Raw genomic sequence first — 18703 nt, 5'->3', positions numbered from 1 at the left:
TCCGGCTGCGGAAGACGATAATGTCTCGCCATCAAGTATCTTGATGTCAAGGCAATGACCGATCGCGCTTCCCGCGCCGCCGCCCAATGGGCGGTCGCGCGCCCCGACCTCGACCTGCTGGCCATGGAGACGCTGGGGCGTCTGCACGAGGCCTCCATCCTGGTGACGCGTGAGCGGCAGGCGCCGCTCTACGCTCGCCACGGGCTTCAGCATGGCGAATTCGATGTTCTGGCCACCCTGCGGCGCGCGCCCTCGCCGGACGGTCTGACGCCGACGGCGCTTTATGAGGCGACGATGATGTCGTCGGGCGGCATGACGGCGCGGCTGGACCGGCTGCAGAAATCCGGCCTGATCGAGCGCACGCCCCACCCCAGCGACCGCCGCGCCTCTCTGGTCAGGCTGACGGCCAAGGGGTTCGACTTGATCGACACGCTGATGCCGCTGCACATGGCCGAAAGCCAGGCCATGCTGGCCGACCTGTCGCGAGATGAGCAGGCCGCGTTGAGCGCCCTGCTCGCCCGGTTGATCGGCGCGCTGGAGCCTTAGGCTCGCTTCATCCGGCGGTTCCAGGGCATCACCGCCAGCAAGCGCGCCATGCCGCAGAAGCCGGTCGCGCCCGCCACGAACAGGCCCGCGCCGACGAAGGCGCTGATCCCCCAGAAACCGGGGTGGACCATAACGCCCAGCGCCCCGCCCAACAGGATCAGGCCGCCCGCCGCCATCTGCACCTGACGCATCAGCTCCAGCGGCTGCTTGCGGTCGGCGACGACCGGCAGGCCCGCCTTCTTCCATCCATCCAGGCCGCCTGCCAGCACGTGGGCCGGACCATCGATCCGAGCAGCCAGCCGGTCGCAGTTCCCGGCCGTGCGGTTGCCGCTGCGGCACATGAAAATCACGTCGCCGCCGGGCTTGAGGCCCAGATCGGCGCTTTCAAAAGCCGACAGGGGCGCGGCGACGGCGCCGGCAATATGTTCGCGCGCGTGCTCGTCCGGCTCACGAACATCGATCAGAACGGCCTGACCGGCCTTCAGACGGGCGGCGACATCAGCGGGCGTCAGAGAGATCAGCGTATTCATCGTTTTTTCCTTAGGAGAGAGGCGGCGCTCAACGCGCCTCGGGCGGGCAGAAAATCTCGGCCAACACCCCGATCACCTTCAGGGCGGCGGGATCGGCTATGCGGTAGAAGACGGCGGTGCCGCTCTTGCGCGCGCTGACCAGACCATCTTCGCGCAGACGCGCCAGATGCTGCGACAGCGCCGATTGCGAAAGACCGACCTGCAGTTCAGACACCTGACGTTCGCCCTCGCCGATCTGGCACAGGATCATCAGCCGATGTTCGTTTGACAGGGCCTTCAGCAGGCGGGACGCATCGCCCGCGCTGGCTTGAAAGCGCTCCAGTCCCATACGTTCGAGATCAACCATGGCGCTGATATATGCCATGCATCTAAATTAGCAATAACTAATACATTGAGATCTAGCGCAATGCGTCAGACACGCCCTCGCAAGACGGCCCAGAACAGGCGCAACCGCTTGAAGGGTTCAGGTTCATCCGCGCGCATCAACGCCGCGGCGGCCACGGCAGGGAAAGCCGCGGCGGGCAACGCCCTAAGCATTTGGTTGGCCTCAGCGCGCGCGGCTTGGGCCTCATCCGTTCGTCCGGTCTGGGCCAGGCCTCGCAGCCGTCCGGCGACGGCTGCCGACGCCTCATGCCCCTCGCCTGCCAGAATACGCACCGCCGCCTGCATGGGACCGGCATAGAAGGCGTCCAAATCATGTGGTTCGCCATGCACGCGGCCGATATGCGCCTCGATCAGAGCGTCGAACGGCGCCCGCTCCAGGCCATGACGCGTCACCGTCGCCGTCAGGGCCTCCAGCACCGGATGGCCTACGCGGGGCGTGTCGGTGAAGACGCCCTCCATCTGCTCGCCCCACCAGGCGTAGCGCATCTCGGCCAACAGCGGCTGGGTCACGCGCGTCGGAATGGCCAACAGTTCCGCCTCGAAGGCGTAGAGGGCGATCAGATCGGCGCGCGCCTGTTCGTCCGCGACGAAGCGGCTGGCCAGCCAGCGGTCGAGGTCGGCGGCGCGAACCTGGGCATCAAGATCAACAGTCATGGCGACAGGCCCTTCGACCATTGACGCGCCCGCATCAAGCCCCAGAACGCACACGGCCCGCCTCCCTTGCGGAAGACGGGCCGTGGTTCAGTTTCCGGCGACGCCCTTACGGACGGCTGGCCATGCCCAGCTTGACCGGAGTCGTATCGGCCTTGCCGCCGCCGCTGCGATCCACGCCCCACAGCAGGATGATCGGCGCGCCCACATAGATGGACGAGAAGGTGCCGATCACGACGCCGAAGGCCAGCGTGATCGAGAAGCCGCGCAGGGCCTCGCCGCCGAAGACGGCCAGGACGATCAGCACGATCACGGTCGTCAGGCCGGTGATGATGGTTCGCGACAGGGTCTCGTTGATCGACAGGTCGATCACCTCGCGCAGAGGCATGACCTTGTACTTGCGCAGGTTCTCCCGCAGGCGGTCGAACACGACGACGGTGTCGTTCATCGAATAGCCGATGACCGTCAGCAGGGCCGCGACCAGGTTCAGGCTGAACTCCATCCGCAAGGCGACGATCAGGCCGAAGGTCAAGGCCACGTCGTGCAGCAGGCCCGCCACGGCGCCGATGCCGAACTGCCAGGGGAAGCGGAAGGCGATGTAGAGGAACATCAGCACCACAGCCACCAGCAGGGCCATCACGCCGTTGGTCAGCAGTTCGCCCGAAACCTTGGAGCCCACGACGCTGACGCCCGAATAGGCCACGTCGCCGACAGCGGCGCTGATCGCGCCCTCGACCTTCTGAACGACGGCCGTCTGGTCTTCGTTATCGGGCACCTGGAAGCGGACGATAGCGGTCGAACCATCGTCCAGGTTGTTGTCGCGTCGCGCAATGCCCTGCACCTGGACATCGCCCAGATCCAAACCGCTGACGGCGCCGCGCAACTTGTCGAGCTCCAGCGTCTGACCGGCGGGCTTGGCGACTTCCATCGAGGCGCCGCCCCGGAAGTCGATGCCCAGGTTCAGGCCGGGATAGAAGCAGCCGATGATCGCCGCCACCGTCAGGATCGCCGACAGCACGGCGAAGCCCTTGGCGTATTTGACGAACTGGAAGTTCGTCTTGTGCGGCAGCAGTTTGATAAGAGGCCAACCCTTCATCGACATCACTCCGCGATCGGCAGTTTCTTCGGCTTGGCGATCTTGAGCCAATAGCCGAGCAGGACTTGGGCCGTCAGCACCGAAGAGAAGACGGAGGTGAAGACGCCGATGGTCAGGGTCCAGGCAAAGCCGCGCACGGGACCGGCGCCGAACATGAACATGATCAACGCGGCCACCAGGGTGGTCAGGTTGGCGTCGATGATGGTGCCCATGGCGCGGTTGAAGCCCGCGTCCATCGAGGCCACCACGGAACGTCCCTGACGCGCCTCGTCGCGCATCCGCTCATAGATCAGCACGTTGGCGTCAACGGCCACGGCGAAGGTCAGGATCAGACCGGCGATCCCCGGCAGCGTCAGCGTGGCCTGGGTCAGCGACATGGCCGCGACGATCAGGATGCCGTTCAGGATCAGGCCGATCACCGAAATGCCGCCGAACAGGAAGCCGTAGGCCAGAATCATGAAGATCACGATGACCGCAAAGCCCAGGGCGGTCGACAACGCGCCCGCAGCCACGGCGTCGGCGCCCAGCTCGGCGGTGACGACGCGGCGTTCCTCGACCTTCAGCGGCGCCGGAAGGGCGCCGCCGTTCAGCAGATTCACCAGCTCAGACGCCGAAGCGATGGTGAAGTTGCCGGTGATCTGACCTCGCCCGCCGGTGATCGGCGACTGGATGGTCGGGGCCGAAATGACCTTGCCGTCCAGGATGATGGCGAAGGGCTTGCCGAGGTTCTGGGCCGTCGCCTCGCCGAAACGACGCGAGCCCTGGCTGTCGAACTGGAAGTCGATGGCCGGGCGGTTGTTCTGATCGGCGCCGACGCCGGCCCGGGTCAGGTTCTCGCCCGAGACCAGGATGCGGCGCTTGACCAGATAGGGAGTGCCAAGGTCGTCGACCAACAACTCTGCGTCGGGCGGCACGCGGCCGGCCAGGGCGTCGTTCAGCCCCGTCGGCGAGGTATCGACCATCTGGAAGGTCAGTTGAGCCGTACGACCCACCAGACGCTCCAGCTCGGCCGGATCGCTTTGCCCCGGCGCCTGGATGACGATCCGGTCGGCGCCCTGGCGGGTGATGGCGATTTCCTTGGTGCCCGAGCTGTCCAGACGGCGACGGACTACCTCGATCGACTGATCGACGGCGGTCGCGCCCATGCTGGCCAGGGCCGCGTCGGTGAAGGCGTAGCGGATACGGCCGCCGCCCAGCTTGGTCGCCACGCGGTCCGGCTGCCCCGTAGGACCGACGCCCTGCTGGGCCATGGTGCGCAGGGTGTTGAAGGCCGTGTCATAGGCCGCGCCCTCGGCGACAGTCACGACGACGCCGCCCGCTTCGCGCTGCATGCCCATGATGTTGACCTGGTCTTCCCGCAGGGAAACCCGAACGTCTTCCATCAGGTTGGAGATGCGCTTCTCGCGCATCTCGGGCACGTCTACCTCGAGCAGGAGGTACGAGCCCCCCTGAAGGTCCAGGCCCAGGTTCAGGCCGTTGCTGGGCAGCCAGCTCGGCAGAGCTTCGCGCTGCGCCGGGGACAGCACGCTTGGATAGGCCAGGAACAACCCGAGGACGAGCGACAGCGCGACCAGGGTGATTTTCCAGCGTGAAAGCTGAATCATGTCTCGGTTCTCTTCAGGGCCGGCGCGCGCCGCGCCGAGGCGAGGCTATCAGCCCTTGTCGTTGGCGGCGATGGCGGTGCGGTTGCGCACCTCGGCGATCATCGCCTTGACCACGCGGACGTTCACGCCCTGCGAGATCTCGACCATGGCCTCGGCGTCCTCGACGCGCGTGACCTTGCCGACCATGCCGTTGGACAGGACGACTTCGTCGCCGCGCTTGACGCCGGCGATCAGGGCCTGATGCGCCTTCATCCGCTTTTGCTGCGGGCGGATCATCAGGAAGTAGAACAGGATGAAGATCGCGACGATCGGCGCAATCTGGATGACAAGGGCCATCAGGCCGCCGTCTTGGGTTGCAGTCATTGGAAACTCCCCGACGCGGGCCGCGCCTTCATCGGGGGCCCTTCGAAAAACAAGGCGCGGAACCTAGGGCGCGCCGGGCCGATTTGCAACGCGACGCAATGACAAGAGCATCCGGGCGTCGCCGCCCGGACACGTCTTTAATCATGCAATCAGCGCGGAAGGACCGTCAGCGGGTCCAAAGCGACCGGATCATCGCCGCGCATCTGACGCACTTCATAATGGATCGACGGACGCCCATCGCCCGCCGTCAGACCCACCGTGCCGATGGCTTGACCGGCCCGAACCTGCGCCCCGTCGCGCACCGTGGCCGAGCCCAGATGACCGTAAACCGTGCGCCATCCGTCGCGGTGGACGATCAGGACCGTCAGCCCCTGCCCCACGATATCGTCGCCGACGTAGGCCACCGTGCCGTCGGCCGAGGCCTTGACCTCGGTTCCTGCCGAAGCGCCGATGTTGATGCCGTTGTTGCGTTCGCCCATGCCCACCGGGCCGAAACGGCGCAGAATATCCCCCCGCACCGGCCATTGCAGGGCCAGAGGTTGACCGACCGCCGTCGACGGCGGGCGCGACGGCGCAGCCGCGGCAGGCGGCGCGGCGGGGGTGCGCGACGGCGGCGGCAGGGGCGCATTGCCGCTGGGCGGCGGCGGCGGCGGCGGCGCGACGCCGTTGTTCGGCGTCCTCACCCCGACCGGCGACGGCCCCGTGGCGTAAGGATCGGCGCCCGCGTCCACCGCGCTGTCCGGCAGAATGATGCGTTGCCCCGCAGAGATCGCGCCCCGCGGCCCCAGGCCGTTCAGGTCGATCAGAATCTGCACCGGCGTACGGAAACGACGCCCCACGCCCGAAATGGTGTCGCCCGGCTGAATCACATAGGTCGCGCCAGGCATGGCCGGATTGCCGGCGGCAGGCGGCGGCGTCACCGTGACCGGCGCTCCGGTCGAGGGATAAGCTGGACCGCCCGCAGGGGGCAGGCCGCCGCCTTCGATGCTGCCAGCCGGAGCACGGGGCCCTTCCTCGTAAGGCGGAGGCGCAGGCTGCTGCGGCTGCGTCGCCGGCCCTTGGTAATAGGGATTGTTCGGATAGGCGCCGGGCTGCTGGCCCTGGGGTTGCCCCTGCTGTTGCGGATAACCGCCCGCCCCCATCGGCCGGGTCGAGTAGCGCGGCTCGTTCGGATAGGTCGAACACGCCGTCACCGCCAGCGCCCCGCCGACGACCGCCGCCGCCCTGATCCAGCCTGTGAAGCCGCTCATGCGTCTCTCCGTATTAACCTTGTTCAGCATTCAGAAGCCGGTTTGCCCCGACCCGTGGCCGAATCCAACCCGGCAACCCGCGCGAAAGTGGGGCGGAAAGGTTAATGGAGCGGTGAGATTTCGCCCCTCACCCTTCTTTTGCCGTCCCTTCGACTAGGGGAACGAAGCGGACCTCGCACAGGCTTTCCCGCTGGAAACTGCCGTCGGGCTGGCCGGTGTAGCGGTTCAGCATCTGCACCGAGGTGCGTCCCACAGGCGCGACCAGAACGCCGCCCGGCTTGAGCTGTTTCAGCAGTTCCGTCGGCTCGTGCGGCGAGGCCGCCGTGACCATGATCCGGTCGAACGGCGCCTGCTCCGGCCAGCCCTGCCCGCCATCGCCGTGGCGGGTGAAGACATTGTCGATTCTCAGGATTTTCAATCGGTTCTCGGCCTCAGTTAAGAGACTTTTGTAACGCTCGACCGAATAGACGAAGCGCGCCATGCGGCTGAGGACCGCGCACTGATAGCCGCTACCGGTGCCGATCTCGAGCACGCGATGCCGCGGCTGGACGTCCAGCGCCTGGGTCATCAGGCCGACGATGAAGGGCTGGCTGATCGTCTGGGCGCAGTCGATCGGCAGGGCCTGATCCTCCCACGCCTGATCGAGGAATTTCTCATGGACGAAGACGGCGCGGTCAATGGACTCCATCGCCTTCAGAACCCGCGCGTCCGTCACCCCCTGACGCCGCAGCGACAGGATCAATCGGCCCGCGCGGTCGTCCTTGAGACTCATTTTTCCTGCGGCCCCTTGGGCGGGGCGCCGCCCAGCACCTTCTTCAGATCATTGACCGACTGCATGTGCGTCAGGTCGATGTGCAGCGGCGTAACCGAGATGCGGCCCTCGTCCATCGCCCGCAGGTCGGTGCCGTCGGCGTGCTCCTGCGGCGCGCCGCGGAAGGCCATCCAGTAGTAGTCGCGGCCGCGCAGGTCGGTGCGGCGGATGGCGTGCATCTCGCCGATGTCGCGGAAGCCCTGGCGCGTCACCTCGACCGTCTTGACCAGTTCAGGCGGCAGGCGCGGGAAGTTGACGTTCATGACCACGCCCTCCCCCCATTTCTGCTCCAGCAGGCGGGCGACGATGCCGGGACCGAAGGCCTCGGCCGTTTCCCAATGAGCAATCGCTTCGTCGTGGAACCGCTCCAGCGACTGCGACAGGGCGATGGAGCGGATGCCGAAGGCCATGCCCTGAAGAGCGCCCGCCACCGTGCCGGAATAGCTGACGTCCTCGCCGACGTTGTGGCCGCGATTGACGCCCGACAGCACCAGATCAGGCTTTTCGGGCATGATGTCGTTGACGGCCAGGATGACGCAGTCCGTCGGGGTGCCGGTCACGGCGAACCGCTTGTCGCCCAGCGGATTGACGCGCAGCGGCTCGGTCAGGGTGATGCCCCGCCCCTTGGCCGACTGCTCGGTCTGGGGCGCGACGACCCAGACGTCGTCCGACAGGGCGCGGGCGATCTTCTCCAGGCACGCCAGGCCCTCGGCCTCGATGCCGTCGTCGTTGGTCAGAAGGATACGCATCAGTTGGACGCCACGCCTACAGTCTTGAGTCCGCCCATATAGGGCTGCAGGGCGGCCGGAACCGCGATGGTCCCGTCCTCCTGCTGATAGTTTTCCATCACCGCGACCAGGGTGCGGCCGACCGCCAGACCCGAACCGTTCAGGGTGTGCAGGAACTCGGTCTTCTTCTCGCCCGCGCGCTTGAACCGGGCGTCCATGCGCCGGGCCTGGAAGTCGCCGCAGTTCGAGCAGGAGCTGATCTCGCGATAGGTGTTCTGGCTGGGCAGCCAGACCTCGAGATCATAGGTCTTCTGCGCCGAGAAGCCCATGTCGCCCTTGCACAGCAGCACCTTGCGATAGGGCAGCTCCAGCGCCTGCAGCACCGCCTCGGCGCAGCCGGTCATGCGCTCATGCTCGGCCTCAGAATCCTCAGGGCGACAGATGGAGACCATCTCGACCTTGGAGAACTGGTGCTGGCGGATCAGGCCGCGCGTATCGCGCCCTGCCGACCCGGCCTCGGCCCGGAAGCACGGCGTCAAGGCGGTCATACGCAGGGGCTGGGCGACCTCGTCCTCGGACAGGATCTGCTCACGCACCAGGTTGGTCAGGGAGACTTCGGCGGTGGGGATCAGCCAGTGTCCGCTGCGGCGTTGCTCAAAGGCTCGGTTTGTTTGATCTGGATCGTGAGCCTTAAGCGATTGCTCAATGGCTTCCTGACGAGAGTCGGGGTGCATGAACTTCGGATCGCCGATATTGGTCAAGCTGTCTGCAACCGTTTGGGCAAAGTCAATCGCGTATCTGTTGAGTTCTCCGATTCCCGGAAGCGCCAGAAACTGATCGTCGGAAAACTTCGGCAATTGCCCAGTGCCGAACATCGCCTCATCCTTGACGAGGAAAGGCGGATTCACCTCCTGATACCCGTGCTTGTCCGTCTGCAGGTCCAGCATGAACTGGCCGATAGCTCGCTCCAGACGCGCCAGTTGCCCCTTCAGCACGGCGAAGCGCGAGCCGGACATCTTGGCGGCGGCTTCAAAGTCCAGCAGGCCCAGAGCCTCGCCCAGATCGGCGTGATCCTTGGCCGGGCCGGTCGTGCGGGGTTCGCCCCATTTCAGGACTTCGACGTTGTCGTTCTCGTCCTCGCCGTCCGGCACATCGGCGGCGGCCAGATTCTTCAGCCCCGCCAACAGGTCGCGCAGTTCGGCGCCCTTGGCCGTTTCAGCATCGCCCGCCTCGGCGATTTCGCCTTTCAGCGCTTCGACCTCGGCTTTCAGGCGGTCGGCCTCGGCCATGTCCTTCTTGCCCATGGCGGCGCCGATGGCCTTGGAGGCGGCGTTGCGCTTGGCCAGCGCGTCCTGTCCGCGCGTCTGAGCCGCGCGCAGGTCCACGTCCAGCGCCAGAATGCGCGCGACCACATCAGCGGCGTCATCCACGCCGCGCGACGACCAGCCTGCGACGAAGGCTTCGGGATTGTCGCGAATGGCTCGGATATCGTGCATGGCGTCGCTCTTTCGGCGCTCAAGGAAGGGAGAGCCGAAGGCTGTAGCGCCCCGCGCGGAGTCGGGCAAACCCCGCGCCCGATTTCTTAACCCTGACGCGCGGCCTTCACCTTGATCTCGACGCCGATGGCCTTGGACACCCAGTCGCCGCCCGCGTCGGACGCCATGCCCATGTTCAGCGCCGTGCGGTCCAGCTCCAGCCTACCCTCGACCGTCGCCGTCCCGTTCGCCTCGTCGAAGGTGAAGGGCAGGACGACCGGGACCGTCGTCGTCTTGATGCGTAGGGTTCCCGTCGCCTCATAGCGGTTCCCGCCCAGCGCCTTGAACGCCGTCGCCTCGAAGCGAGCGGTGGGATAGCTCGCCGTGTCGAACCATTCGGCGCCCGGCAGACTGCCTTCCTGCGTCGCGTCGCCAGTCTTGGCCGTGCCGGTCTGGACCATCACCACGGCTTTCGAGCCCGCCAGATCAGCCGGATCGAACCAGACTTGCGCCTCCCACTGCTCGAACCGGCCGGTGAAGGCCTTGCCGGTGTGGGTTCCGGTGAACTGGATGGTCGAGGCGGCCTTGTCCACGGTCCAGGCGGCGGCCGTACCTGGCGTCACCGCCGCGTCAGCCGCAGGCGCGGCGGCAGGAGCCGAGGCCACCGCCTGCCCTTCCGCCTTGGGCGCCGGCTTGGCGGCCAGGCCGAAGGCGGCGCCGATCACGACCACGAAGGCCACGCCCGCCAGCCGCTCAGCCCAACGCACGGCCGGGGTCGGCTCGGGCGCGACGCCATGGGCGTCATCGCCGTGCGGCAGGACCGGGATCATGTGCGACAGCACGCCGTCGCGATCCAGGAACTGGTGTTTCAGCGCCGCGGCGACGTGCAGGACGACCAGGACGATCATGCCCCAGGCCAGCTTGCTGTGCGCGCCCATGGCCATCCACGCCGTCGTGCGGCGAACGGCTTCGGAAGCGTGTTCGATGAAGGGCAGATGCGGAATGGTGAACAGGCCGAACCAACTGGTCGCCACGGCCAGCGGCGTGTCCGTGACCACAGCCCATCCGGTCGAGACATAGGCCCACCCTGTCAGCGGAAGAGCCAGCATCAGGGCGTAGAAGGCGGCATGCGTCGCCCGCGCGGCGAACTGCTCCCACCCCTTCATGGCGCCGGGCAGAGCCGGAACCGGGTGCGTCAGCCGCCACACGATCCGCAGCACCGTCAGCGCCAGGATCAGGAAGCCGATCGACTTGTGAATCTGGAAGACGCGATAGGCCAGCGCCTGGCTGTCCGGCTCGACGATGGCGTCGCTCATCCACCAGCCCATCGGGATCATCGACAGGATGGCGATCGCGATCAGCCAATGCAGGGTGATGGCGACGGCGCTGTAGCGGCTGGGGCGGCGGGTCATGAGAGCTCTCGCGTCAGTCTGAATATGAAGAGGGCGGGACCGAACGGCCCCGCCCCTTCGTCGTGTCGCAGCCTATCAGACGGCGGGAGCCGCCGGGGCGACTTCTTTGATGAACTCGGCGTCGAAGCGGATCGTCACTTCATCCCCGACCGGGCCCAGCGCCATGCCGAAGTCGGTGCGCTTGAACTTGCCCTCAGCCGAGAAGCCGATGGCCGGCGCCGGCACGAACGGGTGCTTCTCCAGGTCGCCGTTGAAGGTGGCGTCCAGCGTCACCGGCTTGGTCACGCCCAGGAAGGTCAGATCGCCCGTCACCTTGGCCGTGCGCGTGCCGGTCAGCTCGACCTTGGTCGACTTGAAGGTGATCTGCGGGAAAGCGGTCGCGTTCAGGAAGTTCTTGTTCTTGGCGATGTCCTCGCTCCAGCTCTTGAAGCCGGTGGCGGCGTGGGTGCCGACGTAGTCGCCCGGATAGTTGGCGTCGACCGAAGCCGGGTCGATGGTCGCCTCGACCGTGCTGTTGGCCAGGTTGGCGGTGTCCAGCGTGATCTTGGCGTCGAACTTGTTGAAGCGCGCCGTGTAGTTCGAGATCGAGTTGTGCGGCAGCGACCACTGCAGCGAGGCGTGGGTCGGGTCCATCACATAGACGCCCGAGGTGGCCTTCAGCGCGACCGGAGCGGTCGAGGCGGCGTCGGTCGTCGGGGCGCCGGCGGTGTCGGCGGGCTGGCTGCAGGCGGCCAGCAGGGCGGCGGCCGAAACGGCGATCAGGGCGGCTTTTATCTTCATGGGAGAGGAAACCTCAAACAGGCGGTTGAAACGAAAACTAGACAGACAGTCCGGAAACAGGTCGAGTGTCCGTCCAGCCTCGCCGTCGGACTGCAACAGTATAAGTTGCCATTCACGCGCTTCAAGCCCCCCCGATCACGAAAACCGCCTTCGACCTCACGAAAAAAGGATTGAGGTGCGTCTACGGGCGACGGCGCCTATCCTCGCGACTCACATGACCATCCGTCGCCTCCCCCCCGAAACCGTCAACCGCATCGCCGCCGGCGAGGTGGTCGAACGACCCGCCAGCGCCATCAAGGAACTGGTCGAGAACGCCATCGACGCCGACGCCCGCAGCATCGAGATTCAGGCGGACGGCGGCGGCCTGACCCGCATCCTGATCGCCGACGACGGCAAGGGCATCCCTCGCGACGAACTGCCCGTCGCCATCGAACGCCACGCCACGTCGAAGCTGGAGCCGGACGATGCGGGCGACGTGGACCTGCTGCGCATCTTCACCCTGGGCTTCCGAGGCGAGGCCCTGCCTTCCATCGGCTCGGTCGCTCGCCTGAACATCACGACCCGTGCGCGCGCCGAAACCGGCCAGCCTCAGAACGACGCCTGGGCCATCTCCGTCGAGGGCGGCGCCCAGCGGCCCCTGTCGCCCGCCGCCTTCCCCGGCCCGCACGGGGCGCGGGTCGAGGTGCGCGACCTGTTCTACGCCACCCCTGCCCGGCTGAAGTTCATGAAGTCCGAGCGGGCCGAGGCCATGGCCATCTCCGAGGAGATCAAGCGCCAGGCGATGGCGCACGAAGCGGTGGCCTTCACCCTCAGCCTGGACGGCAAGACGACGCTGCGCCTGCCCGCCGAACATCTGGGCGACGAGGGGCGGCTGAAACGTCTCGGCGCCTTGCTGGGCCGCGACTTCGAGGCCAACGCCCTGCTGATCGATCAGGAGCGCGACGGCGTGCGCCTGTCCGGCTATGCGGGCCTGCCAACCTATTCGCGCGGCAATGCGGCGCACCAGTTCCTGTTCGTCAACGGCCGCCCGGTGCGCGACCGCCTGCTGCAGGGCGCCCTGCGCGGGGCCTACGCCGACTTCCTGGCGCGCGACCGGCACCCGGCGGCGGCCCTCTTCATCGACATCGACCCGCTGTATGTCGACGTGAACGTCCATCCGGCCAAGGCAGAGGTGCGCTTCCGCGATCCGGCGCTGGTGCGCGGCCTGATCGTCGGCGCCCTGCGCCACGCCCTGCACGCGGCGGGACACCGCGCCTCGACCACGGTCGCCGCCGACGCCCTGTCCGGGTTCCGGCCGCATACGGGCGAGGCGCTCTACAACTCGGCCGCGCCGCAGACGCTCAGCAACGCCGCGCCGGGCTGGAGCGGCTGGCAGGGCTGGTCGCAACCGGCCGCCACCGCCCAGAACCTGCCGGGCCTCAACGAACGCTCCGCCCGCGTCGAGCACACATGGAGCGGGGAAGCGGCCGCCCCAAGCTTCCGCACCCTGAGCGAGATCCAGGCCGAACACGCGGGCCAGATTGCGCCCGGCGCTTCGGCCCCAGTCGACCTGATCGACTATCCGCTGGGCGCCGCGCGGGCGCAGCTTCACGCCAACTACATCGTGGCCCAGACCCGCGACGGTCTGGTCATCGTCGACCAGCACGCCGCCCACGAACGGCTGGTCTATGAGCGAATGAAGGCCCAGATGGCCGACGGCGCCGTCACCCGTCAGGCCTTGCTGACGCCCGAAGTGGTCGAACTGGACCCCGCCGAGGCCGAGCGCGTCGCCGCCAAGGCCGAGGAACTGGCCGAGATGGGTCTGATCGTCGAAGCGTTCGGCGCGGGCGCGGTGCTGGTGCGCGAAACGCCAGCCCTGCTGGGCGACACCGATGTTCAGGGACTGATCCGCGACATCGCCGACGACCTGTCCGAACACGGCGCCGCCCTGTCGCTGAAGGAGCGCATGGCCGAGGTCTGCGGCACCATGGCCTGCCACGGCTCGGTGCGCTCGGGCCGCGTCCTGTCGGCGCCGGAAATGAACGCCCTGCTGCGCCAGATGGAGGCCACGCCGCACTCCGGCCAGTGCAACCACGGCCGCCCGACCTATGTGGAGCTGAAGCTGCACGATCTCGAGAAGCTGTTCGGACGACGCTGATCTTTTCGCCGCCCTACCGCTTCGCTACTTGAGGGCATGACCCCTTCCGTCCTCTTCGTCTGCCTGGGCAACATCTGCCGCTCGCCGCTGGCAGAGGCCGCCTTCCGTGAAGAAGCGCGGCGCCTGAAGCTGGACGCCATCACGGATTCCGCAGGGACAGGAAACTGGCACATCGGCTCCCCACCCGATCCGCGCGCCCAAGCCGTGGCGCTTAAGAACGGCGTCGACATCTCGGCCTTGCGCGGCCGTCAGGTGAAGCCCGCCGACTTCCGACGCTTCACCCATCTGGTGGCGATGGATCACGACAATCTGGCGAACCTGCGCCGCCTCGCCCCGCCCGGCGCAACGGCGAATCTGTCCCTGCTGCTGGATCACGTCGAGGGCCGCAGAGGTCAGGCCGTGGCGGACCCCTATTTCGGCGAGGACGACGGTTTCGACGTCACCTGGGCCGACGTCACAGCCGGCGCCCGCGCCCTGGCCGCCAAGCTTCAGCGCCGCAGAGGTTGAAGCGCCTAGCCGCCGACCACGCCTCGCGCTATAAGTCGCGCCTTCCCCCAATGGGATGGAACCATGTTTGAGATTGTAGCCACGGCATAGGCCCGGGCGCTGATCGTCCCGAGGCCTCCTGAGCCCGCCCGCGCCCCGTTGCGCCGGGCGCGTGTCTTCTCATGCCTTGGAAATCTCAATCCCATGAACCTGTCACGTGCGGAGCAACGCACGCTCCACGCCCTCGCCCAGGGCGGTCGCATCCTGCTGGAACGCGACGAACAGGGCCGCATCCTGGCCGCCCGCTGCTTCACCCGCGAAGGCTGGGTGCTGGACGGCTGTAACCTCGATCAATGGCGCAGCCTGAAGCGCAAGGGCGTCATCAAGTCCCGAAACGGCGGCCCCTACGTCGTCAACCGCGACGGCCTCAGCCGCCTGCGCAGCCGGGCCGACAACCGGACCTCAGGCCGAAGCTTCTGACGCCCTGAGGAATAGGACGCGCGCGGCGCCGTAGTCGCGCGCGTCCAACCGCTCATAGCCGGGGGTGTCGATCTCGGGCTCGTCCGAGCCGCGCTCGAAGACCACGATAGCGCCCGGCGCCAACCAGCCGCCCTCCAGCAGCCGCGCCAGCGTCTGCTCTCCTAAGCCTTTGGCGTAGGGCGGATCCAGAAACGCCAGGGTAAAGGCCTCGCCCGCCGAACCGGGGCGCGGCCCCAGATCGGTCGCACTGCGCCGATGCACCCGGCACCGGCCGAACAGGCCATAGGCGTCCATATTCTCGCGGATCGCGCCGCGCGCGCCGTCGTCCGTATCCACGAACAAACAGAAGGCCGCCCCGCGCGACAGCGCCTCGAACCCCAGCGCGCCCGATCCAGCGTACAGGTCGATCACCCGCGCCTCGTGCAGCCCTTCAGCCCACGGCGCGTGCTCCAGCACGTTGAAGATCGCCTGACGCGCCCGATCCGACGTCGGCCGCGTGTTCTGTCCCTCAGGCGTGACGATGGCCCGACCGCGATATTGTCCAGCGACGATTCTCATGGCCCCGCCTCTGGACCGGTCACGCGCGCAATGCAACGTTCGGCCCATGTCGAACGCCGGATTCTCAAGTTCCACCCCCTCGCCTTTCCTCACTGCGGTCGAGGAAGTGCGAAGCAGTCCAATGATCGCTGGCGTTCGGCCCGTTGCGCGCTGGAAGCGGCTGGCAGGCTTCATCGCTCTATCCTGCGTGCTGATAATCGCCGCCGGCATCATCATCGGTCTGGCGAGGTCCGCTTTAGAGGCCGCAGGCGTTGTTGGTGCAGACGCCTTGGCCACTGTGCCGGAAGGGCCTGACCGCCTGTATGGCGAAGGCGCTTACGTACTGGAACTCGGCGCTTTCCTTGGTTTGCTGGCGGGGGCCGTCCTGCTCAGCGCCAGAATCGCCTATGGCGTGCCGACGACGGCCTTTCTCTGGCCCCGCCGCCGACTCTCGCTGCGATATTTGTGGCTCGGGTTCGCCGGTATGGCCCTGGTGGGGAGCGCCAGCGCCATAATCTACAACTTGATCGACCCTGCAGGTCCGGCGCCGATCCTGAATCCCGCCTATTCGGTCGAAAGCCGTCTGTTCTACGTCGCCGCAGCGGCCCTCGGCCTGTTCGTCGCAGCCACGGCCGAAGAAGTCGTCTGCCGCGGCGTCCTGCTCCGAGTGACAGGCGGCTTCACCGGCAGCCTGATCATTCTATGCCTGTTCAACGCCATCGTGTTTTCCGCCATTCACATGGACCCCGATCCGGTAGCCTTCGTCGCGCGCGCGCTGTCAGGCCTAATCTGGACCTGGGCCGCCCTGCGTCTTGGCGGGATCGAGTTCGCCATCGGCGCCCACTGGGCCGGCAACCTCGCCATCGCTCTACTGGGTGAACCGATTTCTACTGAACCTCCGCCAGGAGAAATTCTGCCGCTGTCGGCGCTTGCCTACGAAGCCGTCGCCCTGATCGTGGTGCTGCTCGTCGTCGAGCGGATCGTGCGCGCCCGACGCGCTCAGCCCTCCCCGTAGAGGGCTTCGACCTCGGCGCCGGTCATGCGGACGCGGTCGCCGGCGAAGGCGTAGTTGGCAGGCTTGGCGTCGATGTAGATCTCGCTGTCGAAGGCGAAGGCCGACGGATCGTCGAAGGCCTGAACCGAGACCATGACCATGCCGCCCGCCTTCAACCGCCAGAACAGGTTGGAGCCGCAGGCCGAGCAGAACTGCCGCTCGGCCCAATCGGACGAATCATAGGTCGTCAGCGGTCCCTCGACTTCGACGGTGTCGCCGCAGTCCACGCTGAGCGACACCCCGCCCGAGGTCCGGCGACACCGTTCGCAATGGCAGGCGTGCATCCCGCCCTTGGGCGTGGCGGTGAAGCGCACCGCCCCGCACAGACAGCGGCCGTTCAACTGGGTTTCAACATCCGCCATGCCTTGCGTCTCTGCTCAATAATCAGCCGCGTCCGCGCGGGCCGCCACGACCGCCCCCGCCGCCGGAAGGCTTGCCTCCGAACGGCTTGCCGCCGCCGCGAGGACCGCCTGATCGGTCGCCCGAACGAGAGTCCGAACGCGCGTCAGGACGCCCACCGGCTCCACCGGGACGACCGAACGGCTTGCCGCCGGGCTTTCCGCCGGGACGGCCGCCCTTGGGCGGACCGCGACGGTCGTCGATGAATTGGTCCGCGCGTGGTTCGCGCGGGGTGAACGGACGGCGCGGACGATCGCCGCCTTCCGTCCCTTCGCCATCGCCCGGACGAGCGCGCGGCTTGAAGGTCTTCTTGTGCTCGAACTTCGGCTTGGCCTTGGCCCAGCCTTCCTTGCGAGCGGGCTTGCCGAACTCAGCGCCTTCCTCGGCCGCCGTTTCTGCGGCGCGAACGCGGCTGGGCTTGCGCGACGGATCCGACATGGCCGAGCCGGATTTGCCGCGCACGATCGGCGTGCCGGTGCGACGCCCCGGAATCGGCGCCGGAGTCGCAACCGTATTGCCGGTCGGCAGGTTCTCGGGACGAATATGCTCGGCCAGCATTTCGCGGATCACGCGCGGGCCGACTTCCTCGACCGATCCGACCGGCAGGGTGCCGAGCTGGAACGGACCATAGGCCAGGCGGATCAGGCGATTGACCGTCAGGCCGATGCTCTCCAGCACCTTGCGGACTTCGCGGTTCTTGCCCTCGGTGATCGAGACGCTGAGCCACAGGTTGGCCGACGACTTCTCGCCCTCCGCCTTTTCCTTGGCCTTGTCGATGGTGGCTTCCACGGGGCCGTAGCGCACGCCGTCGACGACCACGCCGTCCTTCAGCTTGTCCAACTGCTCCTGGGTGATGCGGCCGCGCGCACGGGCGCGATACTGGCGCACCAGGGCCGTTTCCGGCAATTCCAGCGCCCGGCTGAGTTCGCCGTCGTTGGTCAGCAGCAGCAGGCCTTCGGTCGCTAGGTCGAGGCGGCCGACCGAAATCACGCGCGGAAGGCCGCTGGGCAGGGCGTCGAACACGGTCGGGCGGCCAGCCGGATCGTTGTGGCTGGTGATCAGGCCCGCAGGCTTGTGATAGCGCCAGACGCGCGTCGCCTGGGCCGCGCCGATCGGCTTGCCGTCGACGGTGATCTTGTCGTCGCGTTTCACCAGCACGGCGGGCGTGGCCAGGATGCGGCCGTTCACCGCCACCTTGCCCAGACCGATCAGCCGTTCGACCTCACGACGCGAGGCGATGCCCGCGCGGGCCATGGCCTTGGCGATTCGTTCGGTGCGTTCGGGGCTCTTGGCCTCGGGCGCAAACTTGTCGCCCGGCTTGCCTCCGGCGCGGTCGCGCGGCTTGCCGCCCGGCTTTGCGTCCTTGTCGAAGGACTTTCGCGGGCCTTTATCGGCGAAATTGCGGGGACCGCGCGCACCGTCGTCTTGACGGGAGCGGGGCTTCTTGTCGTTGTCTTTGGGATGGCGATCCATGATGAGCGGTTCATGAGCATGGCGCTCGATCTGGCGCAAGCGGCGGCTGAAGCCGGCGAGGTGCCGGTCGGGGCCGTGATCGTGGACGAAAACACCGGCGAAGTGCTTGGGCGCGGGCAAAACGGGCCCATCACGGCCCATGATCCGACCGCCCATGCCGAGATCGTCGCCCTGCGCGATGCGGCGGCGAAGTTGCAGAATTATCGCCTTACGGACCTGACTCTCTATGTCACCCTAGAGCCGTGCGCCATGTGCGCGGGCGCCATCAGCCACGCTCGCATCGGCCGCGTGGTCTGGGGGGCGGACGATCCCAAGGGCGGCGCCGTGATCCACGGCGGGCGTTTCTTCGACCAGCCGACCTGCCACTGGCGACCACAGGTCGAGGGCGGCGTCCTGGCCGATCCGGCGGCCGGCATGCTGCGCGGCTTCTTCCGCTCGCGCAGGAAGTCCCGCACAGGAACGACGGGCGACGCAGGGCGTTGAACCTTCAAGCTTGACCTTGAGAGG

General features: G+C 67.3%; 21 protein-coding genes. 6 read left to right on the top strand and 15 right to left on the bottom strand.

Features of this window, described 5'->3' with window-relative positions:
- The first annotated feature begins 54 nt into the window (after nt 1-54).
- A complete protein-coding gene (locus B3D50_RS08060) occupies nt 55-546 on the top strand; it encodes a MarR family winged helix-turn-helix transcriptional regulator (protein WP_046654092.1) in 492 nt (163 codons plus the stop codon).
- Here the strand turns inward: B3D50_RS08060 and B3D50_RS08055 are convergent.
- The 12 genes from B3D50_RS08055 to B3D50_RS08000 form a co-directional block, all read right to left on the bottom strand.
- Entirely contained in the window at nt 543-1076 is a 534-nt protein-coding gene (locus tag B3D50_RS08055; protein WP_003165254.1) for a rhodanese family protein, read from the bottom strand. The genes B3D50_RS08060 and B3D50_RS08055 overlap by 4 nt on opposite strands.
- 28 nt (nt 1077-1104) lie before the next feature.
- Nucleotides 1105-1422, bottom strand: a complete 318-nt coding sequence (locus B3D50_RS08050; RefSeq protein ID WP_269298367.1) for an ArsR/SmtB family transcription factor — start codon at nt 1420-1422, stop codon at nt 1105-1107.
- 65 nt (nt 1423-1487) lie between these two features.
- Nucleotides 1488-2114 carry a squalene/phytoene synthase family protein gene (locus B3D50_RS08045; protein WP_286950637.1) on the bottom strand — a complete coding sequence of 209 codons (627 nt, stop codon included), beginning with the start codon at nt 2112-2114 and terminating at the stop codon, nt 1488-1490.
- Between the two features lie 106 nt (nt 2115-2220).
- Nucleotides 2221-3213: a protein translocase subunit SecF gene (gene secF / locus B3D50_RS08040; protein ID WP_003165257.1), complete on the bottom strand. Its 993-nt coding sequence runs from the start codon at nt 3211-3213 to the stop codon at nt 2221-2223.
- A complete protein-coding gene (secD, locus tag B3D50_RS08035; RefSeq protein ID WP_286950635.1) occupies nt 3213-4811 on the bottom strand; it encodes a protein translocase subunit SecD in 1599 nt (532 codons plus the stop codon). The genes secF and secD overlap by 1 nt, the downstream gene beginning before the upstream one ends.
- Nucleotides 4812-4859: 48 nt before the next feature.
- Nucleotides 4860-5174 carry a preprotein translocase subunit YajC gene (gene yajC / locus B3D50_RS08030; RefSeq protein WP_003165259.1) on the bottom strand — a complete coding sequence of 105 codons (315 nt, stop codon included), beginning with the start codon at nt 5172-5174 and terminating at the stop codon, nt 4860-4862.
- A 149-nt stretch (nt 5175-5323) separates the two neighbouring features.
- Complete coding sequence (locus B3D50_RS08025; RefSeq protein ID WP_128115361.1) at nt 5324-6424, bottom strand: peptidoglycan DD-metalloendopeptidase family protein; 1101 nt, start codon at nt 6422-6424, stop codon at nt 5324-5326.
- 127 nt (nt 6425-6551) lie between these two features.
- Nucleotides 6552-7196, bottom strand: a complete 645-nt coding sequence (locus B3D50_RS08020) for a protein-L-isoaspartate(D-aspartate) O-methyltransferase (protein ID WP_286950634.1) — start codon at nt 7194-7196, stop codon at nt 6552-6554.
- Nucleotides 7193-7984 carry a 5'/3'-nucleotidase SurE gene (surE, locus tag B3D50_RS08015; RefSeq protein ID WP_046654098.1) on the bottom strand — a complete coding sequence of 264 codons (792 nt, stop codon included), beginning with the start codon at nt 7982-7984 and terminating at the stop codon, nt 7193-7195. Before surE ends, B3D50_RS08020 begins: the two co-directional genes overlap by 4 nt.
- Nucleotides 7984-9459: a serine--tRNA ligase gene (gene serS, locus B3D50_RS08010; RefSeq protein ID WP_286950633.1), complete on the bottom strand. Its 1476-nt coding sequence runs from the start codon at nt 9457-9459 to the stop codon at nt 7984-7986. Before serS ends, surE begins: the two co-directional genes overlap by 1 nt.
- An 86-nt stretch (nt 9460-9545) precedes the next feature.
- Nucleotides 9546-10850 carry a YceI family protein gene (locus tag B3D50_RS08005; RefSeq protein ID WP_286950632.1) on the bottom strand — a complete coding sequence of 435 codons (1305 nt, stop codon included), beginning with the start codon at nt 10848-10850 and terminating at the stop codon, nt 9546-9548.
- 75 nt (nt 10851-10925) lie between these two features.
- Nucleotides 10926-11630: a YceI family protein gene (locus B3D50_RS08000; RefSeq protein WP_286950631.1), complete on the bottom strand. Its 705-nt coding sequence runs from the start codon at nt 11628-11630 to the stop codon at nt 10926-10928.
- Between the two features lie 214 nt (nt 11631-11844).
- Between B3D50_RS08000 and mutL the strand changes: the two genes are divergently transcribed.
- The 3 genes from mutL (at nt 11845) to B3D50_RS07985 (ending at nt 14733) form a co-directional block, all read left to right on the top strand.
- Nucleotides 11845-13767: a DNA mismatch repair endonuclease MutL gene (gene mutL, locus B3D50_RS07995; RefSeq protein ID WP_286950630.1), complete on the top strand. Its 1923-nt coding sequence runs from the start codon at nt 11845-11847 to the stop codon at nt 13765-13767.
- A 36-nt stretch (nt 13768-13803) separates the two neighbouring features.
- Nucleotides 13804-14274, top strand: coding sequence for a low molecular weight protein-tyrosine-phosphatase (locus B3D50_RS07990; protein WP_286950629.1), 471 nt, complete (start codon nt 13804-13806; stop codon nt 14272-14274).
- Between the two features lie 183 nt (nt 14275-14457).
- On the top strand, nt 14458-14733 hold the full coding sequence (locus B3D50_RS07985; RefSeq protein WP_003165268.1) for a YjhX family toxin: 276 nt from the start codon (nt 14458-14460) through the stop codon (nt 14731-14733).
- On the opposite strand, the gene rsmD is transcribed toward B3D50_RS07985, so the two are convergent.
- On the bottom strand, nt 14716-15291 hold the full coding sequence (rsmD, locus tag B3D50_RS07980) for a 16S rRNA (guanine(966)-N(2))-methyltransferase RsmD (RefSeq protein ID WP_278448589.1): 576 nt from the start codon (nt 15289-15291) through the stop codon (nt 14716-14718). The two genes, B3D50_RS07985 and rsmD, sit on opposite strands and share 18 nt — an antisense overlap.
- A 121-nt stretch (nt 15292-15412) precedes the next feature.
- Here rsmD and B3D50_RS07975 point away from each other — a divergent pair, with 121 nt between their 5' ends.
- A complete protein-coding gene (locus B3D50_RS07975) occupies nt 15413-16285 on the top strand; it encodes a CPBP family intramembrane glutamic endopeptidase (protein WP_286950628.1) in 873 nt (290 codons plus the stop codon).
- Here B3D50_RS07975 and B3D50_RS07970 read toward each other — a convergent pair.
- Both B3D50_RS07970 and B3D50_RS07965 read right to left on the bottom strand, forming a co-directional pair.
- Nucleotides 16270-16686, bottom strand: a complete 417-nt coding sequence (locus B3D50_RS07970) for a GFA family protein (RefSeq protein ID WP_286950627.1) — start codon at nt 16684-16686, stop codon at nt 16270-16272. The genes B3D50_RS07975 and B3D50_RS07970 overlap by 16 nt on opposite strands.
- A gap of 22 nt (nt 16687-16708) precedes the next feature.
- Nucleotides 16709-18196: a pseudouridine synthase gene (locus tag B3D50_RS07965; RefSeq protein WP_286950626.1), complete on the bottom strand. Its 1488-nt coding sequence runs from the start codon at nt 18194-18196 to the stop codon at nt 16709-16711.
- On the opposite strand from B3D50_RS07965, the gene tadA reads away from it, so the two are divergent.
- Nucleotides 18185-18679, top strand: coding sequence for a tRNA adenosine(34) deaminase TadA (tadA, locus tag B3D50_RS07960; protein WP_286950625.1), 495 nt, complete (start codon nt 18185-18187; stop codon nt 18677-18679). The genes B3D50_RS07965 and tadA overlap by 12 nt on opposite strands.
- The last annotated feature ends 24 nt before the right edge of the window (nt 18680-18703 follow it).

This window comes from Brevundimonas sp. UBA7507 (genome assembly GCF_002478355.1).
Taxonomy (GTDB): Bacteria; Pseudomonadota; Alphaproteobacteria; order Caulobacterales; family Caulobacteraceae; genus Brevundimonas; species Brevundimonas diminuta_D.
The sequence above is the reverse complement of the archived record's forward strand: the minus strand, read 5'-3'. Positions and strand labels throughout refer to the sequence as shown.